Source organism: Pseudomonas sp. TMW 2.1634, from assembly GCF_001703595.1.
Classification (GTDB): Bacteria; Pseudomonadota; Gammaproteobacteria; order Pseudomonadales; family Pseudomonadaceae; genus Aquipseudomonas; species Aquipseudomonas fragi.
This window is the reverse complement of sequence record NZ_CP016849.1, coordinates 1960238-1975909: the sequence shown is the minus strand read 5'-3', so window position 1 is coordinate 1975909 and position 15672 is coordinate 1960238. Positions and strand designations below refer to the sequence as shown.

The 15672-nt window shown below is 60.2% G+C and carries 17 protein-coding genes; 9 read left to right on the top strand and 8 right to left on the bottom strand.

Features of this window, described 5'->3' with window-relative positions; translation table 11 throughout:
* Positions 1-3: 3 nt before the first annotated feature.
* Both BFC21_RS09460 and BFC21_RS09455 read right to left on the bottom strand, forming a co-directional pair.
* The gene (locus BFC21_RS09460; protein ID WP_016781608.1) at positions 4-303 is read right to left on the bottom strand and encodes a YciI family protein; all 300 of its coding nucleotides are present in this window, start codon (positions 301-303) and stop codon (positions 4-6) included.
* A gap of 1 nt (position 304) precedes the next feature.
* Complete coding sequence (locus BFC21_RS09455) at positions 305-907, bottom strand: septation protein A (RefSeq protein WP_016781607.1); 603 nt, start codon at positions 905-907, stop codon at positions 305-307.
* Positions 908-991: 84 nt separating this feature from the next.
* On the opposite strand from BFC21_RS09455, the gene BFC21_RS09450 reads away from it, so the two are divergent.
* The 8 genes from BFC21_RS09450 (at position 992) to arfB (ending at position 9168) form a co-directional block, all read left to right on the top strand.
* Complete coding sequence (locus BFC21_RS09450; protein WP_088377748.1) at positions 992-1855, top strand: PHP domain-containing protein; 864 nt, start codon at positions 992-994, stop codon at positions 1853-1855.
* A 13-nt stretch (positions 1856-1868) separates the two neighbouring features.
* The gene (locus tag BFC21_RS09445; RefSeq protein ID WP_088377747.1) at positions 1869-2501 is read left to right on the top strand and encodes an L-threonylcarbamoyladenylate synthase; all 633 of its coding nucleotides are present in this window, start codon (positions 1869-1871) and stop codon (positions 2499-2501) included.
* A gap of 128 nt (positions 2502-2629) precedes the next feature.
* Positions 2630-3328 carry a ScpA family protein gene (locus tag BFC21_RS09440; RefSeq protein WP_162939390.1) on the top strand — a complete coding sequence of 233 codons (699 nt, stop codon included), beginning with the start codon at positions 2630-2632 and terminating at the stop codon, positions 3326-3328.
* Positions 3329-3340: 12 nt separating this feature from the next.
* Entirely contained in the window at positions 3341-4285 is a 945-nt protein-coding gene (scpB, locus tag BFC21_RS09435; protein WP_120266007.1) for an SMC-Scp complex subunit ScpB, read from the top strand.
* 683 nt (positions 4286-4968) lie between these two features.
* A complete protein-coding gene (locus BFC21_RS09425) occupies positions 4969-5160 on the top strand; it encodes a DUF1289 domain-containing protein (RefSeq protein ID WP_088377745.1) in 192 nt (63 codons plus the stop codon).
* Between the two features lie 144 nt (positions 5161-5304).
* Positions 5305-6501, top strand: coding sequence for a 23S rRNA pseudouridine(2605) synthase RluB (rluB, locus tag BFC21_RS09420; protein WP_088377744.1), 1197 nt, complete (start codon positions 5305-5307; stop codon positions 6499-6501).
* A 746-nt stretch (positions 6502-7247) separates the two neighbouring features.
* Positions 7248-8666: an amino acid permease gene (locus BFC21_RS09410; protein WP_088377743.1), complete on the top strand. Its 1419-nt coding sequence runs from the start codon at positions 7248-7250 to the stop codon at positions 8664-8666.
* 88 nt (positions 8667-8754) lie between these two features.
* Entirely contained in the window at positions 8755-9168 is a 414-nt protein-coding gene (gene arfB, locus BFC21_RS09405) for an alternative ribosome rescue aminoacyl-tRNA hydrolase ArfB (RefSeq protein WP_088377742.1), read from the top strand.
* 125 nt (positions 9169-9293) lie between these two features.
* Here arfB and BFC21_RS09400 read toward each other — a convergent pair whose 3' ends face one another.
* The 6 genes from BFC21_RS09400 to phhA all read right to left on the bottom strand — a co-directional run bounded on the left by BFC21_RS09400 (position 9294) and on the right by phhA (position 13590).
* On the bottom strand, positions 9294-10481 hold the full coding sequence (locus BFC21_RS09400; protein ID WP_016781599.1) for an MFS transporter: 1188 nt from the start codon (positions 10479-10481) through the stop codon (positions 9294-9296).
* 35 nt (positions 10482-10516) lie between these two features.
* The gene (locus BFC21_RS27175; protein WP_095003424.1) at positions 10517-10693 is read right to left on the bottom strand and encodes a hypothetical protein; all 177 of its coding nucleotides are present in this window, start codon (positions 10691-10693) and stop codon (positions 10517-10519) included.
* A gap of 85 nt (positions 10694-10778) precedes the next feature.
* Positions 10779-10910 carry a hypothetical protein gene (locus tag BFC21_RS27555; RefSeq protein WP_016781597.1) on the bottom strand — a complete coding sequence of 44 codons (132 nt, stop codon included), beginning with the start codon at positions 10908-10910 and terminating at the stop codon, positions 10779-10781.
* A 286-nt stretch (positions 10911-11196) separates the two neighbouring features.
* Complete coding sequence (locus BFC21_RS09395; RefSeq protein ID WP_088377741.1) at positions 11197-12393, bottom strand: amino acid aminotransferase; 1197 nt, start codon at positions 12391-12393, stop codon at positions 11197-11199.
* Positions 12393-12749, bottom strand: coding sequence for a 4a-hydroxytetrahydrobiopterin dehydratase (locus BFC21_RS09390; protein ID WP_016781595.1), 357 nt, complete (start codon positions 12747-12749; stop codon positions 12393-12395). The genes BFC21_RS09395 and BFC21_RS09390 overlap by 1 nt, the downstream gene beginning before the upstream one ends.
* 49 nt (positions 12750-12798) lie before the next feature.
* Positions 12799-13590: a phenylalanine 4-monooxygenase gene (phhA, locus tag BFC21_RS09385; RefSeq protein WP_088377740.1), complete on the bottom strand. Its 792-nt coding sequence runs from the start codon at positions 13588-13590 to the stop codon at positions 12799-12801.
* A gap of 360 nt (positions 13591-13950) precedes the next feature.
* On the opposite strand from phhA, the gene BFC21_RS09380 reads away from it, so the two are divergent.
* Positions 13951-15516 carry a sigma-54-dependent phenylalanine hydroxylase transcriptional regulator PhhR gene (locus BFC21_RS09380; RefSeq protein WP_016781593.1) on the top strand — a complete coding sequence of 522 codons (1566 nt, stop codon included), beginning with the start codon at positions 13951-13953 and terminating at the stop codon, positions 15514-15516.
* Positions 15517-15672 lie beyond the last annotated feature (156 nt).

The following is a 15672-nucleotide window of genomic DNA, read 5'->3' as shown; positions in this document are numbered from 1 at the left end:
AGGTTACGGCAGGACTTGCTTGAACGGCTTGACGTTGACGTTGGCATAGACGCCGGCAGCAACGTAGGGATCGGCCTCGGCCCAGGCCTGGGCAGCGTTCAGCGACTCGAACTCGGCCACGACCAGGCTGCCACTGAAACCGGCAGCGCCCGGGTCATTGCTGTCGATGGCCGGGTGCGGCCCGGCCAGCACGATACGGCCTTCGGCTTTCAGTTGTTGCAAGCGCTCAAGGTGCGCAGGGCGGGCAGCCAGGCGGGCTTCGAGCGAATTGGCGACGTCTGTTGCAATGATGGCGTAGAGCATGTCAGTCCTTGGTCTTGGGGGAGGTATCGGTGGGGTCGGTGTCATGCAGATGGCGCGACAGGTAGATACCCTGGGCGATCAGGAACAGCACGGTCATGCCCAGGCTGCCGAACACCTTGAAGTCGACCCAGATGCTTTGGTAAGTGAACGCAACAAACAGGTTGGCCGCGCCGCAGAACAGGAAAAACCCGATCCAGGCCACGTTCAGGCGGGTCCAGATGGCATCGGGCAGGCTCAGGGCGTGGCCCATCATGCGCTTGATCAGGACCTTGTCGCCGATAAAGTGGCTGCCGGCAAACGCCAGGGCAAACAGCCAGTTCACCACCGGGGCTTTCCATTTAAGAAAGGTTTCGCTGTGGAAGGCCAGGGTCAGGCTGCCGAATACCAGGCAGGCAACCAGGGTCAGCCATTGGCTTTTTTCGAGTTTGCGTTGCTTGATGAACAGGGCGCCATACACCACCAGTGAACTGATGATCAGCATCGCCGTAGCGCTGTAAATACCGCCGACCGACAGGCTGTGCCCGCCGATTTCGACGATGCGCGGCTCGATTTTGTAAACGATGAAAAACAGTAACAGCGGGATGAAGTCGATGAATTGTTTCACAGTGGCAGCCAGAAGCAGGATGTGGCGGCATAATAACAAACATCAATGACAGCGAAAGCGTCAGCTAGAGGTTATTAAATCCCCGTGGAAATCGACTTGCATTGCCATAGCACGGCATCCGATGGCGCCCTGGCGCCCGCAGTACTGGTTGCGCGTGCGTTCGAGAAAGGTGTGCGAGTCCTGGCCCTGACCGATCACGATACACTTGAAGGCCTCGACGAAGCCCGCACGGCGGCGCAGGCGTTGGGCATGACGCTGGTCAATGGCGTGGAGTTGTCCTGCACCTGGGGCGGGGCGACGATACATGTGCTCGGCTACGGGTTTGATGTGGACGCGCCAGCGCTGGTCGAGGCCATTGCCAAATTGCACGATGGCCGCTGGCTGCGCGCCGAAGAGATCAGCCGCAAACTCGCGCTCAAGGGCATGCCCGGTGCGCTTGAAGGTGCGCGAGCTATCCAGCAGACTCTGGGCGACAGTGGCAATGCCCCGGCGCGTCCGCACTTTGCCGACTTTCTGGTCGAGGCCGGTTACGTCAAGGACCGCGCCGAAGCGTTCCGCAAGTGGCTGGGCGCCGGCAAGCTGGGCGACGTCAAGCTGCACTGGCCGACCCTTGAAGACACCGTCGCCACCCTGCGCGCAGCAGGGGCCTGGGTCAGCCTGGCGCACCCCTCGCACTACGATTTCACCCGCAGCAAGCGCCGACGGCTGATTGGCGACTATATTCAAGCTGGGGGTCACGCGATTGAAGTGGTCAACGGGTACCAGCCGGCCGATCAGGTTGGCAGCCTGGCGATCCTTGCGCGTGAGTTCGGTCTGCTGGTCAGTGCCGGCAGTGATTTTCATGGTCCGGGGGGGTGGTCCGAGATCGGCGAATATCGGCCGGTACCGGAAGACTTGCCGCCATTGTGGTGTCGATTCAAATATGACAAGCCCACTGCCAACGTCTGAACAGGTAAATACTGTGAGTCAATTTTTCCAGATTCATCCGGAAAACCCACAACCGCGCCTGATCAAGCAGGCCGTTGAAATCATCAAGAAGGGCGGGGTTGTGATTTACCCCACCGATTCGTCCTACGCCGTGGGTTGCCAGATGGGCGACAAGGGCGCGATCGAGCGGATCAAGCGCCTGCGCAACCTGGACGACAAGCACAACTTCACCCTGATGTGCTGCGACCTGTCGCAGCTGGGGCTGTTTGCCAAGGTTGATACCGGGATCTTCCGTTTGCTCAAGGCCCATACGCCGGGGCCGTACACTTTTATCCTCAACGCCACCCGCGAAGTGCCGCGCCTGCTGCTGCACCCCAAGCGCCGCACCATCGGCCTGCGCGTGCCGAGCCATCCAATTGCCCTGGCCTTGCTTGAAGAACTGGGCGAGCCGCTGATGAGCGTGACCTTGATCCTGCCGGGCGAAAGCGAACCGATGGAGGACCCGTACGAAATTCGCGATGCCCTGGAAAAACAGGTCGACCTGATCATCGATGGCGGTTTTGGCGGCAACAAGGCCTCCACCGTGATTAGCCTGGTGGACAGCGGTGACCCCGAGATTGTGCGTGTGGGTTGCGGCGATCCTCAACCCTTTATGGTCGAGGCCTGATGTCCGACGTAAACACCCCCGAGGCGCCTCAAGCCCAGGCTGGTGCCCAGCAAGAATTGTCCCTGGCCATGGTCTATGGCCAGGCGGTCATCGAGATGCCGCAAGACCTGTACATCCCCCCGGATGCACTGGAGGTGTTCCTCGATGCGTTTGAAGGCCCGCTCGACCTGCTGCTGTACCTGATCCGCAAGCAAAATATCGACATTCTCGACATCCCCGTGGCGGAGATCACCCGCCAGTACATGGGTTACGTCGAGTTGATGAAAACCGTGCGCCTGGAGCTGGCGGCCGAGTACCTGGTCATGGCGGCCATGCTGGCCGAGATCAAGTCGCGCATGCTGTTGCCGCGTTCTGCCGAAATCGAGGAAGACGAGGGCGACCCCCGCGCCGAACTGATCCGCCGCTTGCAGCAATACGAGCGTTTCAAGGCGGCCGCCGAAGGCATCGAAGGGCTGAGCCGGGTAGGGCGCGAGATTTATGTGCCCAAACTCGATGCCCCCGAGGCGCGGGCACGCAAGCTGGTGCCGGACGTGGCGCTTGAAGAGCTGCTGATGTCGATGGCCGAAGTGCTGCGCCGGACCGACATGTTTGAAAGCCACCAGGTGAGCCGTGAGGCCCTGTCGACCCGCGAACGCATGAGCGACGTGCTTGAGCGCCTCAAGGGTGGTGGCTTCGTGCCCTTTATCGAGCTGTTCACCGCCGAGGAAGGCAAGTTGGGGGTGGTCGTGACCTTTATGGCCATACTTGAACTGGTCAAGGAGTCGCTGATCGAGCTGGTGCAAAATGAACCCTTCGCGCCGATCCATGTGCGGGCAAGAGCCGAATAAAGAGCTGAAACCATGAATTTGACTGAACCCCGAGAACTGGCCCCGTTGCTGGAGGCCTTTCTGTTGGCCTCGGGAAAGCCGCAGAGCCTTGAGCGCCTGTTCGAGCTGTTTGAAGAGGGCGAGCGCCCGGAACCGCCGGTCTTTAAAAAGGCCCTGGAACTGCTGCGCAAATCCTGCGATGGGCGCGCCTTTGAGCTGAAAGAAGTAGCCTCCGGCTATCGCCTGCAAATCCGCGAAAAGTACTCGCCCTGGGTCGGACGCCTGTGGGAAGAGCGCCCGCAACGTTATTCGCGGGCCATGCTGGAAACGATGGCGCTGATTGCCTATCGCCAGCCCATTACCCGTGGCGAGATCGAAGACGTGCGTGGTGTGGCGGTCAACAGCCATATCGTCAAGACCCTGCTCGAGCGCGAGTGGATTCGCGTGGTGGGCTACCGTGACGTGCCGGGCAGGCCTGCGATGTTTGCCACCACCAAGGGTTTTCTCGATCACTTCAACCTCAAGAGCCTCGACGAATTGCCGCCGCTGGCTGAATTGCGCGAGCTTGAGCCGGATCCGATCCTCGACTTCGACGATGCGCCGGTGCCTGCGCATTTGCAGGCCCTGGCCGACGAGAGTGCCGAGCCCGAAGAGCCAAAAGATGAAACCAGCTTCCGTACCTTGCTCACGGAACTGGACTCGATGGAAGAGGGTCTTAAAACCGACTTTGATGACTTGTTGCGTGAGGTTGCACCGATTGAAGTTCCCGAGCCCGAGCCCGAGCCCGAGCCCGAGCCCGAGCCGGTGACAGAGGTGCAACCACAACCGCAGCAACCGTCTGCGGCCGAGTTGGCCCGCGAGCGGTTGCGCGCTGCGGTTGCTGCACTTGAGCAACGATCCGCCATGAGCGACGAAGAGCTCGAGGCCCAGGCGCTGGCCGAAGCCATCGAACAGGAACGCCGCGAGCTGGAAGACTGACGCGCTCCCACAAAGGGTCCTGGCCAGCCGTGGATTCTGCTGGCCATGCATCACCTGTGGGAGCTGGCTTGCCTGCGATGCAGACGGCGCGGTCTGGCAGGCACACTGCAGTGCTGCCATCGCGAGCAAGCCCGCTCCCACAAAGGGTCCCGGCAAGCCGTGGATTCAGTTGGCCATGCATCACCTGTGGGAGCTGCCTTGCCTGCGATGCAGACGGCGCGGTCTGGCAGGCACACTGCAGCGCTGCCATCGCGAGCAAGCCCGCTCCCACAGGTGGGGGCCTGGCACGCCGCGAATTCAGTTGGTCATGCATTACCTGTGGGAGCAGGCTTGCCTGCGATGCAGACGGCGCGGTCTGGCAGGCACACCGCAGCGCTGCCATCGCGAGCAAGCCCGCTCCCACAAAGGGGCCTGGCAAGCCGTGGATTCAGTTGGCCATGCATCACCTGTGGGAGCTGGCTTGCCTGCGATGCAGGCGACGCGGACTGGCAGGTACACCGCAGCGCTGCCATCGCGAGCAAGCCCGCTCCCACAAAGGGGCCTGGCAAGCTGTGGATTCTGCTGGCCATGCATCACCTGTGGGAGCTGGCTTGCCTGCGATGCGGACGGCGCGGTCTGGCAGGTACACCACGGCGATGCCATCGCGAGCAAGCCCGCTCCCACACAATCTTCGGAGGGCTGTCATGAGTTCAACCAAAGACCCCTGCATCGGTGTCTGCAAATTTACCGACGACATTTGCCTGGGCTGCGGGCGCACAAAACGTGAAATCAAGGCCTGGAAGAAACTCGACAAGGACGATAAGCGCACGGTGCTGGCCGAATCGGCCCTGCGCTTGCTGGCGCTGGAAGCCACCGGCCGGCGGAAAAGCAAGTGAGCCGGGCATTAAGTGGCTGGCCTTTGATGCGCAATGGCCAATATCCGCGTATGATTCTCGACCCTCTGGGGCTCAGCAGAGCCCCAAGGCCCATTTTTAACACTTCAGGCGCTCGCCTGAATTGACACACCGGGAGGTGCCCAGATGAAAGATCTCGACCCTAAAGACGGCCAGGAAATTGGCCCGGCAGGCGAAAAACTGCAAAAAGTCCTCGCCCGTATTGGCGTAGGCTCGCGTCGCGACGTAGAGAGCTGGATCAGCCAGGGCCGCATTAAGGTCAATGGCAAGGATGCAACCCTGGGTCTGCGTGTAGACCTGCACGACGCCATCACCATCGATGGCAAGGTGATCAAGCGTGAAGAGGCAGCCGAATCGGTTCGCCGCGTGATCATGTACAACAAACCCGACGGCGAAATCTGCACCCGTGACGACCCTGAAGGCCGTCCGACCGTGTTCGACAAACTGCCGCGTCCAAAAGAAGGCCGCTGGATCAACATCGGCCGTCTGGACATCAACACCACCGGTTTGCTGATGTTCACCACCGACGGTGAGCTGGCCAACCGCCTGATGCACCCTTCCTACGAAATGGACCGTGAATATGCGGTGCGTGTGCGTGGCGAAGTGGATGACGACATGATCGCGCGCCTCAAGGCCGGCGTTGTGCTGGAAGACGGCCCGGCGCGTTTCACCGACATCAAGCAGGCGCCGGGCGGCGAAGGCTTCAACCATTGGTACCACTGCGTAGTGATGGAAGGTCGTAACCGTGAAGTGCGTCGCCTGTGGGAATCCCAGGGCCTGGTGGTCAGCCGCCTGAAGCGCGTGCGTTTTGGTCCGGTGTTCCTCAACTCCGACCTGCCGATGGGTCGCTGGCGCGAAATGAGCCAGTTCGAAGTGGACATCCTCAGCGCTGAAGTCGGCCTCACGCCGGTTGCCATGCCTGAGATGAACGCCAAGAGCAAAGACAAGCTTGAGCGTATGCAGCGCAAATCCTCGCGCCCTGTGGCCCGTGGTGACCGTGTTGCCCGCGTGCTGCGCCCGGCTGAAGGTGCACCTGTTGCACCGCGTCCGGCCCGCCAGCCGCATATCGAAGGCGAGCGTCCAGGCCGTCCGGCGCGCGATGAGTCGGCTCGTCCGGCCCGCAAGCCGGCAGGTCGTACTGACCGTGTGCCAGCAGGCCGTGGTGCGCCAGTTGCCGAGCGTCCGAGCGAAATCAACAAGCGCCCAACCAAGCCAACCCGTAACGGGCCAAAGCTGGTTGACGATGCGCCGTCGGGCAAGCGTCGTGGCGCTCCTGCCGGTTCCGGCCAGCGCCCGGGCTTCGGTCGTCGCAAGCCGCAGTAAACGTTAAGCGCAGTACAAAAAACGCCAACCCCTGAGGGGTTGGCGTTTTTTTATGTCTGCGCAAAGCCATTACCTACCTGTAGTCGCTGAGGAGCGGAGCGAGGCTGCGATCGGCTGCGTAGCAGTCGCGAATCCGGGCAATGTGTTTTACCTGACACACCGCGTGCGCTGGTTTTACGACTGCTACGCAGCCGATCGCAGCCTCGCTCCGCTCCTCAGCGACTACAGAGAGTTGTTTGATTTTTAAGGTGGCAAATAATCGTTACACCATGTCAACAAACCTATACGAATTCAGCCACTTACCGACCCTAAACCACTGAAATCACCCTTCTGTAATGAAAATTTTCCGAGATTTACAGAATCAGGACAGTTCCTGCATAAATTGCGGCTTGTTTCGTATTGCAATCGGCTGTGTGATGGGATCTTGCCTTCGTGCGGGTGTACAATGCGCCGCGTTTTAACTGTGACTCAATTGCGTGCCCGCGCATTTTGCGCCGCTCGGTGTTACACCGAATGGCCAAAACCTCAAGGCTACCCGCCTTGATAATTCCGCAATGCCACAAGCGTTGCGGGTTCGATTCCGTCACAGATAAAAACAAACAGGTGACGCATGACTCGTGAAACAACCTTGGATTCCTGGCGCCTGCGCTGGGGTTTGATTTGTGTTGTAGACCCTTCGATCACTGCCTCTGGTGCTCAAGTTACAACGCACTGAATCACATCAAACCTTGTGTGGGACCTTTGCAATGAGTGGAAATACCTCGCATTCGGGCGAGCTTAAACGCGGCCTGAAAAATCGTCATATCCAGCTGATAGCCCTCGGTGGCGCGATTGGTACTGGCCTGTTCCTCGGTTCGGCCGGGGTACTCAAGTCGGCCGGCCCGTCGATGATCCTGGGCTATGCGATCTGCGGCTTTATCGCGTTCATGATCATGCGCCAGCTCGGTGAAATGATCGTCGAAGAACCGGTCGCCGGCTCCTTTAGCCACTTTGCCCATAAATACTGGGGCGGTTTCGCCGGCTTTATGTCGGGCTGGAACTGCTGGGTGCTGTACATCCTGGTGGGTATGTCGGAGCTGACTGCGGTCGGCAAGTACGTGCACTACTGGTGGCCGGAGATCCCGACCTGGGCCTCGGCAGCCGCCTTCTTCGTATTGATCAACGTGATCAACCTGACCAACGTCAAAGTGTTCGGCGAGGCTGAATTCTGGTTTGCGATCATCAAGGTCGTGGCGATTGTCGGCATGATCGCCCTGGGCAGCTACCTGCTGGTCAGCGGCAGCGGTGGCCCTCAGGCATCGGTGAGCAACCTGTGGGAACACGGTGGTTTCTTCCCGAACGGGACAACCGGCCTGATCATGGCGATGGCCTTTATCATGTTCTCCTTCGGCGGTCTGGAAATGCTCGGTTTCACCGCCGCAGAAGCCGACAAGCCACGCACTGTGATCCCGAAAGCGATCAACCAGGTGATCTACCGCATCCTGATTTTCTACATCGGTGCCCTGGTGGTCCTGTTGTCGTTGACCCCGTGGGACTCGTTGCTGGAAACCCTCAATGCCGGTGGCGACAGCTATAGCAGCAGCCCGTTTGTGCAAGTGTTCTCGATGCTGGGCAGCAACACGGCTGCGCATATCCTCAACTTTGTGGTCCTGACTGCAGCGTTGTCGGTGTACAACAGCGGCACCTACTGCAACAGCCGCATGTTGCTGGGCATGGCGCAGCAGGGTGATGCGCCGAAAGTGCTGGCCAAAATCGACAAGCGCGGTGTGCCGGTCAACTCGATCCTGGCCTCGGCGGCGGTGACGGTCATTGCAGTACTGCTCAACTACCTGATGCCCCATGATGCGCTCGAGCTGCTGATGTCATTGGTAGTGGCGACCCTGGTGATTAACTGGGCGATGATCAGCTACTCGCACTTCAAGTTCCGCCAGCACATGGACAAGACCGCCCAGGTCCCGCTGTTCAAGGCCCTGTGGTATCCGTACGGCAACTACATCTGCCTGGCATTTGTGGCGTTCATTCTGGTGATCATGCTGTTGATCCCGGGGATTCGCGTGTCGGTGTACGCGATTCCGGTGTGGGTGGCCTTTATGTGGCTGTGCTTCGTGATCAAGAACAAGCGCGCCGTACAGGCGCAGGCAGCGGCCTACAGCACTGCCAAGTAAGCCCTGAGGTAACCCTGCAAACCCGGCCATTGCGCCGGGTTTGTTGTTTGTGGGGTATCCTTAAGGCCCTGAACACGGACCCTTTTTGATGCTGGTGATTTCCAACAACGTGCATATCCCCGATGCCGAGATCGAACTGACGGCCATCCGCGCCCAGGGTGCGGGCGGGCAGAACGTCAATAAAGTCTCAAGCGCCATGCACCTGCGCTTTGATATCCCCAACTCGTCGTTGCCGGATTTTTACAAGGAGCGGCTGCTGGCGCTGCGTGACAGCCGCATCACCAGTGATGGCGTGTTGATCATCAAGGCCCAGCAATATCGCACCCAGGAGCAAAATCGGGCGGATGCGCTGGAGCGTCTGGCTGAGTTGATCGTCAGTGCGACCAAGGTGGAGAAAAAACGCCGCCCGACCAAGCCGACCCTGGGCTCGAAAAAGCGTCGGCTGGAATCCAAGACCAAGCGCGGCAACATCAAGGCCGGGCGGGGCAAGGTGGATTTCTAGGGGGCAGCAGCAGTCCTGTGGGGGCGGGCTTGCCCGCGATGGCATCGCCATGCTTTACCTGACACACCACTCCGTCTGCATCGCGGGCAAGCCCGCTCCCACAGGTATATCACCCTGATTGCGGGCTAGTACGCTCTTGCGTTCTGCGCCTGGCGATACAGATAAACACTCAGCAACAGTCCGGTAAGCGCCGCCAGCGCCGCAAACAAAAAGATCGACGCAAAGCCGAAACCGGCCGCCACGGCCCCCACCAGCGGCCCGGTGATACCCAGCGACAGGTCGATAAACAGCGAATACGCACCCACCGCAGCACCACGGCTGGAAGCCGGTACCAGGTTGACAGCCTCAACCCCCAGCGCCGGGAACACCAGCGAAAAGCCAAAGCCGCTCAAGGCTGCTCCTGCCAGGGCCAACTCCGGGTTGGGCGCCAGCCACAACAACAGCAGGCCCAGGGTTTCGACGCTCAAGCAGGCAATCGCCACGCGAAAACCGCCGATGCGGTTGATCAGGTTGCCGAACAGCAAGCGCGCGCTGATAAAGCTGGCGCCAAACAGGCTCAGGCACAGCGCCGCGTTTTCCCAGTGGTTGGTTGCGTAGTACAGGGTGATAAAGGTGGCGATGGTGCCAAAGCCGATCGAGCCCAGGGCCAGTCCGGTGCCGTGGGGCAGCACTCGCCCCAGCACATGCAGGAACGGCAAGCGCACGCCGCTGACGATGGGTGCCGCCAGTTTTGGCCAGGCCAGCAGTACGCCCAGTGCTCCCAGGGCCATAATGCTTGCCCCCAGGCTCCACATGCCCAAGTGGCCGACCATGACCACGCCCAGCGGCGCGCCAATGGCAATGGCGCCGTAGCTGGCGATGCCATTCCAGGAAATTACCTTGGCCGTGTTCTGTGCGCCGACCCGGCCTATGCCCCAGCCGATGGAGCCGGAGCCCACCAGGCTTTCCGCGCTGCCCAGCACCAGCCTGCCGATCAGCAGGCTGGCCAGGCTCCAGGCCGGCATGCTCGTCAGCCAGCTGGACACCAGCATAAACACGCCGCTGAGGCCGCAGCCGGCCAGGCCGATCATCACGGCGCGCTTGCTGCCCCGGGTATCGATAAAGCGGCTGGCGTATGGGCGGCTCAATAGCGTGGCCAAATATTGCACGCTGATCACCAGCCCGGCGATCACCGTGCCGTAACCGAGATGGTTATGTACGTAACCCGGCAGTACGGCCAGCGGAATACCGATGTTCAGGTAGCCGATAAAGGTGAACAGGACAATGGAAACCACTTGCAGCGTGATTGCCAGGGGGCGCTGTGTTTCAGGCATGGGGTAGGGGTCCTGCGGGGTACGGTTGGGGCAGATTACAACGGTGCAACCAATTGTGTCGCGATCAACGCAGCCAGGGCATTTTCCTGGGTGCCGAAACGCTTGAGCAGGGCAGCTTGCTTCTCGGGGCTGAGGCGCTCCCAGAGGTCGATCATTTTCTCGGCGGTGCCGATCAGGACGCTGGCCTGGGTGTCGCTGAAGGTGTCAGTCACGCTTGAGTCCGGAATAGGGGGTGGAGCAATTGTGTCAGACGGTGTGAAAAACAGGGTGCTTTTCGCACCGTCTGATGGTGAGCCGTCAGTCTTCGCTGTCGGCCTGGAGGCTTTCAGAGGCCTCGTCCAGTGCGGGGTTTTCGCCACTGGTGTGTTGCGGGGTTGGCTGCTCGGTTTCGTGCAGGCTTGGGAAGGGGAGGTTTGGGATCTCGTGCATCGTCGCGCTCCTCGTAAGGTGTGTTTTAAGTAGCTTGCTAAGGATACAGGAGGGAGTGTGACAATTTGTCTTTTTATTGCGTCTGGGGGGATTTGTATCGAACTTTTCATTTAGCAGCTGTCGCTGGCCCCGTAGCAGCTGCCGAGGAACGAGGCTGCGTCCGGCGGCGAACCCGTCGCAAAATCAGATACCCGGGAGTGTCAGCAAAACCCGACTCTCTGGTTTTACGACGACTGCGTCATCGGACGCAGCCTCGTTCCTTCGGCAGCTGCTACGGGAGCGGCGTTTAGTGCGTACACACCTGCGCTATGGCCTTGGCCAGCAGGCTCAGGCGCGTGCCGTCGACCCCGGCCATATTGGCGCGCCCCGAGCCGACCATGTATACGCTGTGTTTTTCGCGCAACAACTGGACTTGCTCTTGGGTCAGGCCGGTGTACGAAAACATCCCGCGTTGCTCATTGATATGGGCAAAGTGTTCCGCCAGACCGAATGGCGTCAACGCTTCAACCAGGCCGCTGCGCAATTGCGCGATACGGCTGCGCATGGCTTCCACTTCGTCGGTCCACAGTTTTTTCAGCTGGGCATCGCCGAGGATGGTCGCCACCACCGCTGCGCCGTGATCCGGCGGGTTGGACCACAGGTTGCGCGCAATATAGGCCAACTGGCTGCGGATATCGGTCAGCTTTTCGGCGTCATGGGCGCACACAATCAATGCACCGACCCGTTCGCGGTACAGGCCGAAGTTCTTCGAGCACGAACTGGTGATCAGCACTTCCGGCAGTTCACGGGTGAACAGGCGGGTCGACCAGGCATCTTCCTGCAGTCCGTCGCCAAAACCCTGGTAGGCAAAGTCGATCAGCGGCAGCAGTTCGCGGCGGCGTACCACATCCAGCACCTGCAACCAGTCCGCTTGGGACAGGTCGAAGCCGGTCGGGTTGTGACAGCAGGCGTGCAGCAGTACGACATCGCCTTTTGGCGCGTGCTCCAGCGCTTCGAGCATGGCCGCGACATTGAGCTTGTTGTCGCTGCCCACATAGGGGTAGTGACTGATCTTCAGCCCGGCCGCAGCAAAGATGGTTTCGTGGATCGGCCAGGTCGGGTCGCTCAGCCAGATACCGCGGCCCGGCAGGCATTGCGCGATAAAATCGGCGCTCAGGCGCAGCGCGCCAGTGCCGCCCGGGGTCTGGGTGGCGCCGGCGCGTTTGGCCGCCAGCAGGGGCGAGTCTTCGCCCAGCACCAGTTCGCTGATCAGTTGCCCGAAACGGCTGTCACCATGACCGCCGATATAGGTTTTGGTCTGTTGCTGGTCGACCAGGCGCTGCTCGGCCAACTTTACCGATTGCAGGATCGGCGTCAGGCCGTTGGCGTCTTTATACACGCCCACACCCAGGTCGAACTTGTCCGGATTGGTGTCCTGTTGATAGGCGTCCATCAAACCGAGGATCGGGTCGCCCGGCACCCGACCAATATCGGCGAAGTGCATTACTTGCGACCTTCGGCAGTTTTGGCCACTTCATCGGTGCGTGCGGCCATGATGAAGTCGTTGCGGTGCAGGCCCTTGATCGAGTGGCTCCACCAGGTCACGGTGACCGAACCCCATTCGGTCAGCAGGCCCGGGTGATGGCCTTCGGCTTCGGCGATTTCACCCACGGCATTGGTAAAGGCCAGGGCGAATTTGAAGTTCTTGAACAGAAAGACCTTTTCCAGCTGCATGATGCCGTCGCGAACTTCGATGTTCCAGTCCGGGATCTGTTTGATCAGGATCGGCAACTCTTCGTCGCTGACCTGTGGAGCATCGGCGCGGCAGGCTTCGCAGTGGGCTTGGTTCAGTGCGTTCATGGTGTATTCCTGAATTCGTTTTTTATTGATGTGTGTAGGTAAAAAAGGCTTAGGCCGCTTTCGGTTTTGGCGCGAACTTGGGCGCATGCAGGCCCAGGGTCATGCCTTTTTCGACCATGCCCATGATGTCTTCGTGGGCCAGGTCGAACAGCCGCTTCAAGTCCGGCAGGACAAAATACAGCGGCTGCAAAATATCGATGCGATATGGCGTGCGCATGGCTTCCAGCGGGTCGAAAACCTGATGTTCCGGTTCTGAAGACAGGCTGTAAACCGTTTCTTTGGGCGACGACAGAATCCCGCCACCGTAAATGCGCTTGCCTTCAGGGGTGTCGACCAGGCCGAACTCGATGGTCATCCAGTACAGGCGCGCCAGATATACCCGTTGTTCTTTGCTCGCCTGCAGGCCGAGCTTGCCGTAGGTGTGGGTGAATTCGGCAAACCACGGGTTGGTCAGCAGCGGGCAGTGGCCGAAAATCTCGTGAAAAATATCCGGCTCTTGCAGGTAATCCAGCTCTTCGGGTGTGCGAATAAAGGTCGCCACCGGAAACTGCTTGTTGGCCAGCAATTCGAAAAAGGTCTGGAAGGGGATCAGTGCGGGCACCCGGGCAACTTGCCAGCCAGTGGTAGCACCCAGTACCTGATTGATCTCGTCGAGTTGCGGGATGCGGTCGTGGGGCAGGCCCAGCTTTTCGATGCCCTCCATGTACTCGGGGCAGGCCCGGCCTTCCAGCAGTTTCAGCTGGCGGGTAATCAGCGTGTTCCACACCCCGTGCTCGGCAGGTGTGTAGTCGATAAAGCCATTGGCATCAGGCTCACGGGCGACGTATTTCGTTTGCTTCATGGGGCTCTCCGCAAGGAAATCGTTTTTATTATTCGGTGTTGTTGCGATGCCTTAGTGATACCCCAAGTGATTGCCGTGTGCAGCTAGCCTTAAGCCAGTAATGCTGGGATGATGGCGCTTATTCGTAAAGTATTCGTTACGACGTGAAGGGCGAGCTGTCCTTATTGAGGGGTCGACAGCACAACTGTCACAAAATCGTGACGATGAAATGCCTTTGTGGGCAAAAACAATTCCTTTGTGGGAGCGGGCTTGCTCGCGATGGTATCGCTGCGGTGTAGCAGGCAAATCGCAGCGCCTGCATCGCGAGCAAGCCCGCTCCCACATTTGATCTTCAATTTCTGCCATTTCCGAGCAATTGCCATGCGTATCAAAGTCCACTGCCAAAACCGGATTGGCATTCTTCGCGACATTCTCAACCTGCTGGTGGCCTACGGCATCAACGTCAAGCGCGGGGAGGTCGGCGGCGATCAGGGCAATGCGATTTACCTGTACTGCCCCAATCTGATCAACCTGCAGTTCCAGGCCTTGCGTCCGAAGTTTGAAACCATATCCGGGGTGTTTGGCGTCAAGCGTGTAGGTTTGATGCCCAGCGAACGCAGGCATATGGAGCTCAACGCCTTGCTCGGGGCGCTGGAGTTTCCGGTGCTGTCCATCGACATGGGTGGATGCATCGTTGCGGCCAACCGGGCTGCGGCGCAATTGCTCGGGGTGCGGGTCGATGAGGTGCCGGGCATTTCCCTGTCCCGTTATGCCGAAGATTTTGACCTGCCCGAGCTGGTGCGGGCCAATAAGTCGCGCATCAATGGCCTGCGGGTCAAGATCAAGGGCCTGGTGTACCTGGCCGATATCGCACCGCTGCAACTGGAGCACGATGAAAGCGAGGCAATGGCCGGGGCCGTGCTGACCCTGCACCGTGCCGACCGCGTGGGCGAGCAAATCTACAATGTGCGCAAGCAGGAACTGCGCGGTTTCGACAGTATTTTCCAAAGCTCGAAGGTTATGGCTGCCGTGGTGCGCGAAGCCCGGCGCATGGCGCCGCTGGATGCGCCGCTATTAATAGAAGGCGAAACCGGTACCGGCAAGGAACTGCTAGCCCGAGCCTGCCATCTGGCCAGCCCTCGTGGCCAGTCGCCATTGATGGCGCTGAACTGCGCAGGCCTGCCCGAATCGATGGCTGAAACCGAGTTGTTCGGCTACGGCCCTGGTGCGTTTGAAGGGGCGCGGGCCGAAGGCAAGCTGGGCCTGCTGGAGCTGACGGCCGGGGGTACGCTGTTTCTTGATGGCGTGGGTGAAATGAGCCCGCGCTTGCAGGTCAAGTTGCTGCGCTTCTTGCAGGACGGCTGCTTTCGCCGTGTCGGCAGTGATGAAGAGGTCTATCTCGATGTGCGGGTGATGTGTGCCACCCAGGTCGATTTGTCGGAGCTGTGTGCCCGTGGCGAATTCCGTCAGGACCTCTATCACCGCCTCAACGTGCTGTCGCTGCATATCCCGCCGCTGCGCGATTGCCTGGATGGCCTGGAGCCGCTGGTCGAGCATTTTCTCGATCAGGCCAGCCGCCAGATTGGTTGTTCGCTACCGCGCCTGGCGCCGGCAGCGATGGAGCGCTTGCGCCACTACCACTGGCCGGGCAACGTGCGCCAGCTGGAAAACGTGCTGTTCCAGGCGGTGTCGCTGTGCGATGGCGGGGTGGTCAAAGCCGAGCATATTCGCCTGCCGGACTACGGCGTGCGCCAGCCGTTGGGCGAGTTCTCGCTGGAAGGCGGCCTGGAGCAGATTGTCGGGCGGTTCGAAAAGGCGGTGCTGGAGCAACTGTATTCCGAGCACCCCAGCAGCCGATTGTTGGGCAAGCGATTGGGGGTTTCCCACACCACCATCGCCAATAAACTGCGCGAGCACGACATTATCAAGCCGGGCAAGGACGCTTAAGCCTGTAAGTGCTGGTCTGTGGGAGCGGGCTTGCTCGCGATGATATCGCTGCGGTGTGCCAGACATATCGCGCCGCCAGAATCGCGAGCAAGCCCGTTCCCACAAGATTGACGTGACTCGGCAGGCCACCCCTTGCCGCAACCGGCAGAACCCCGC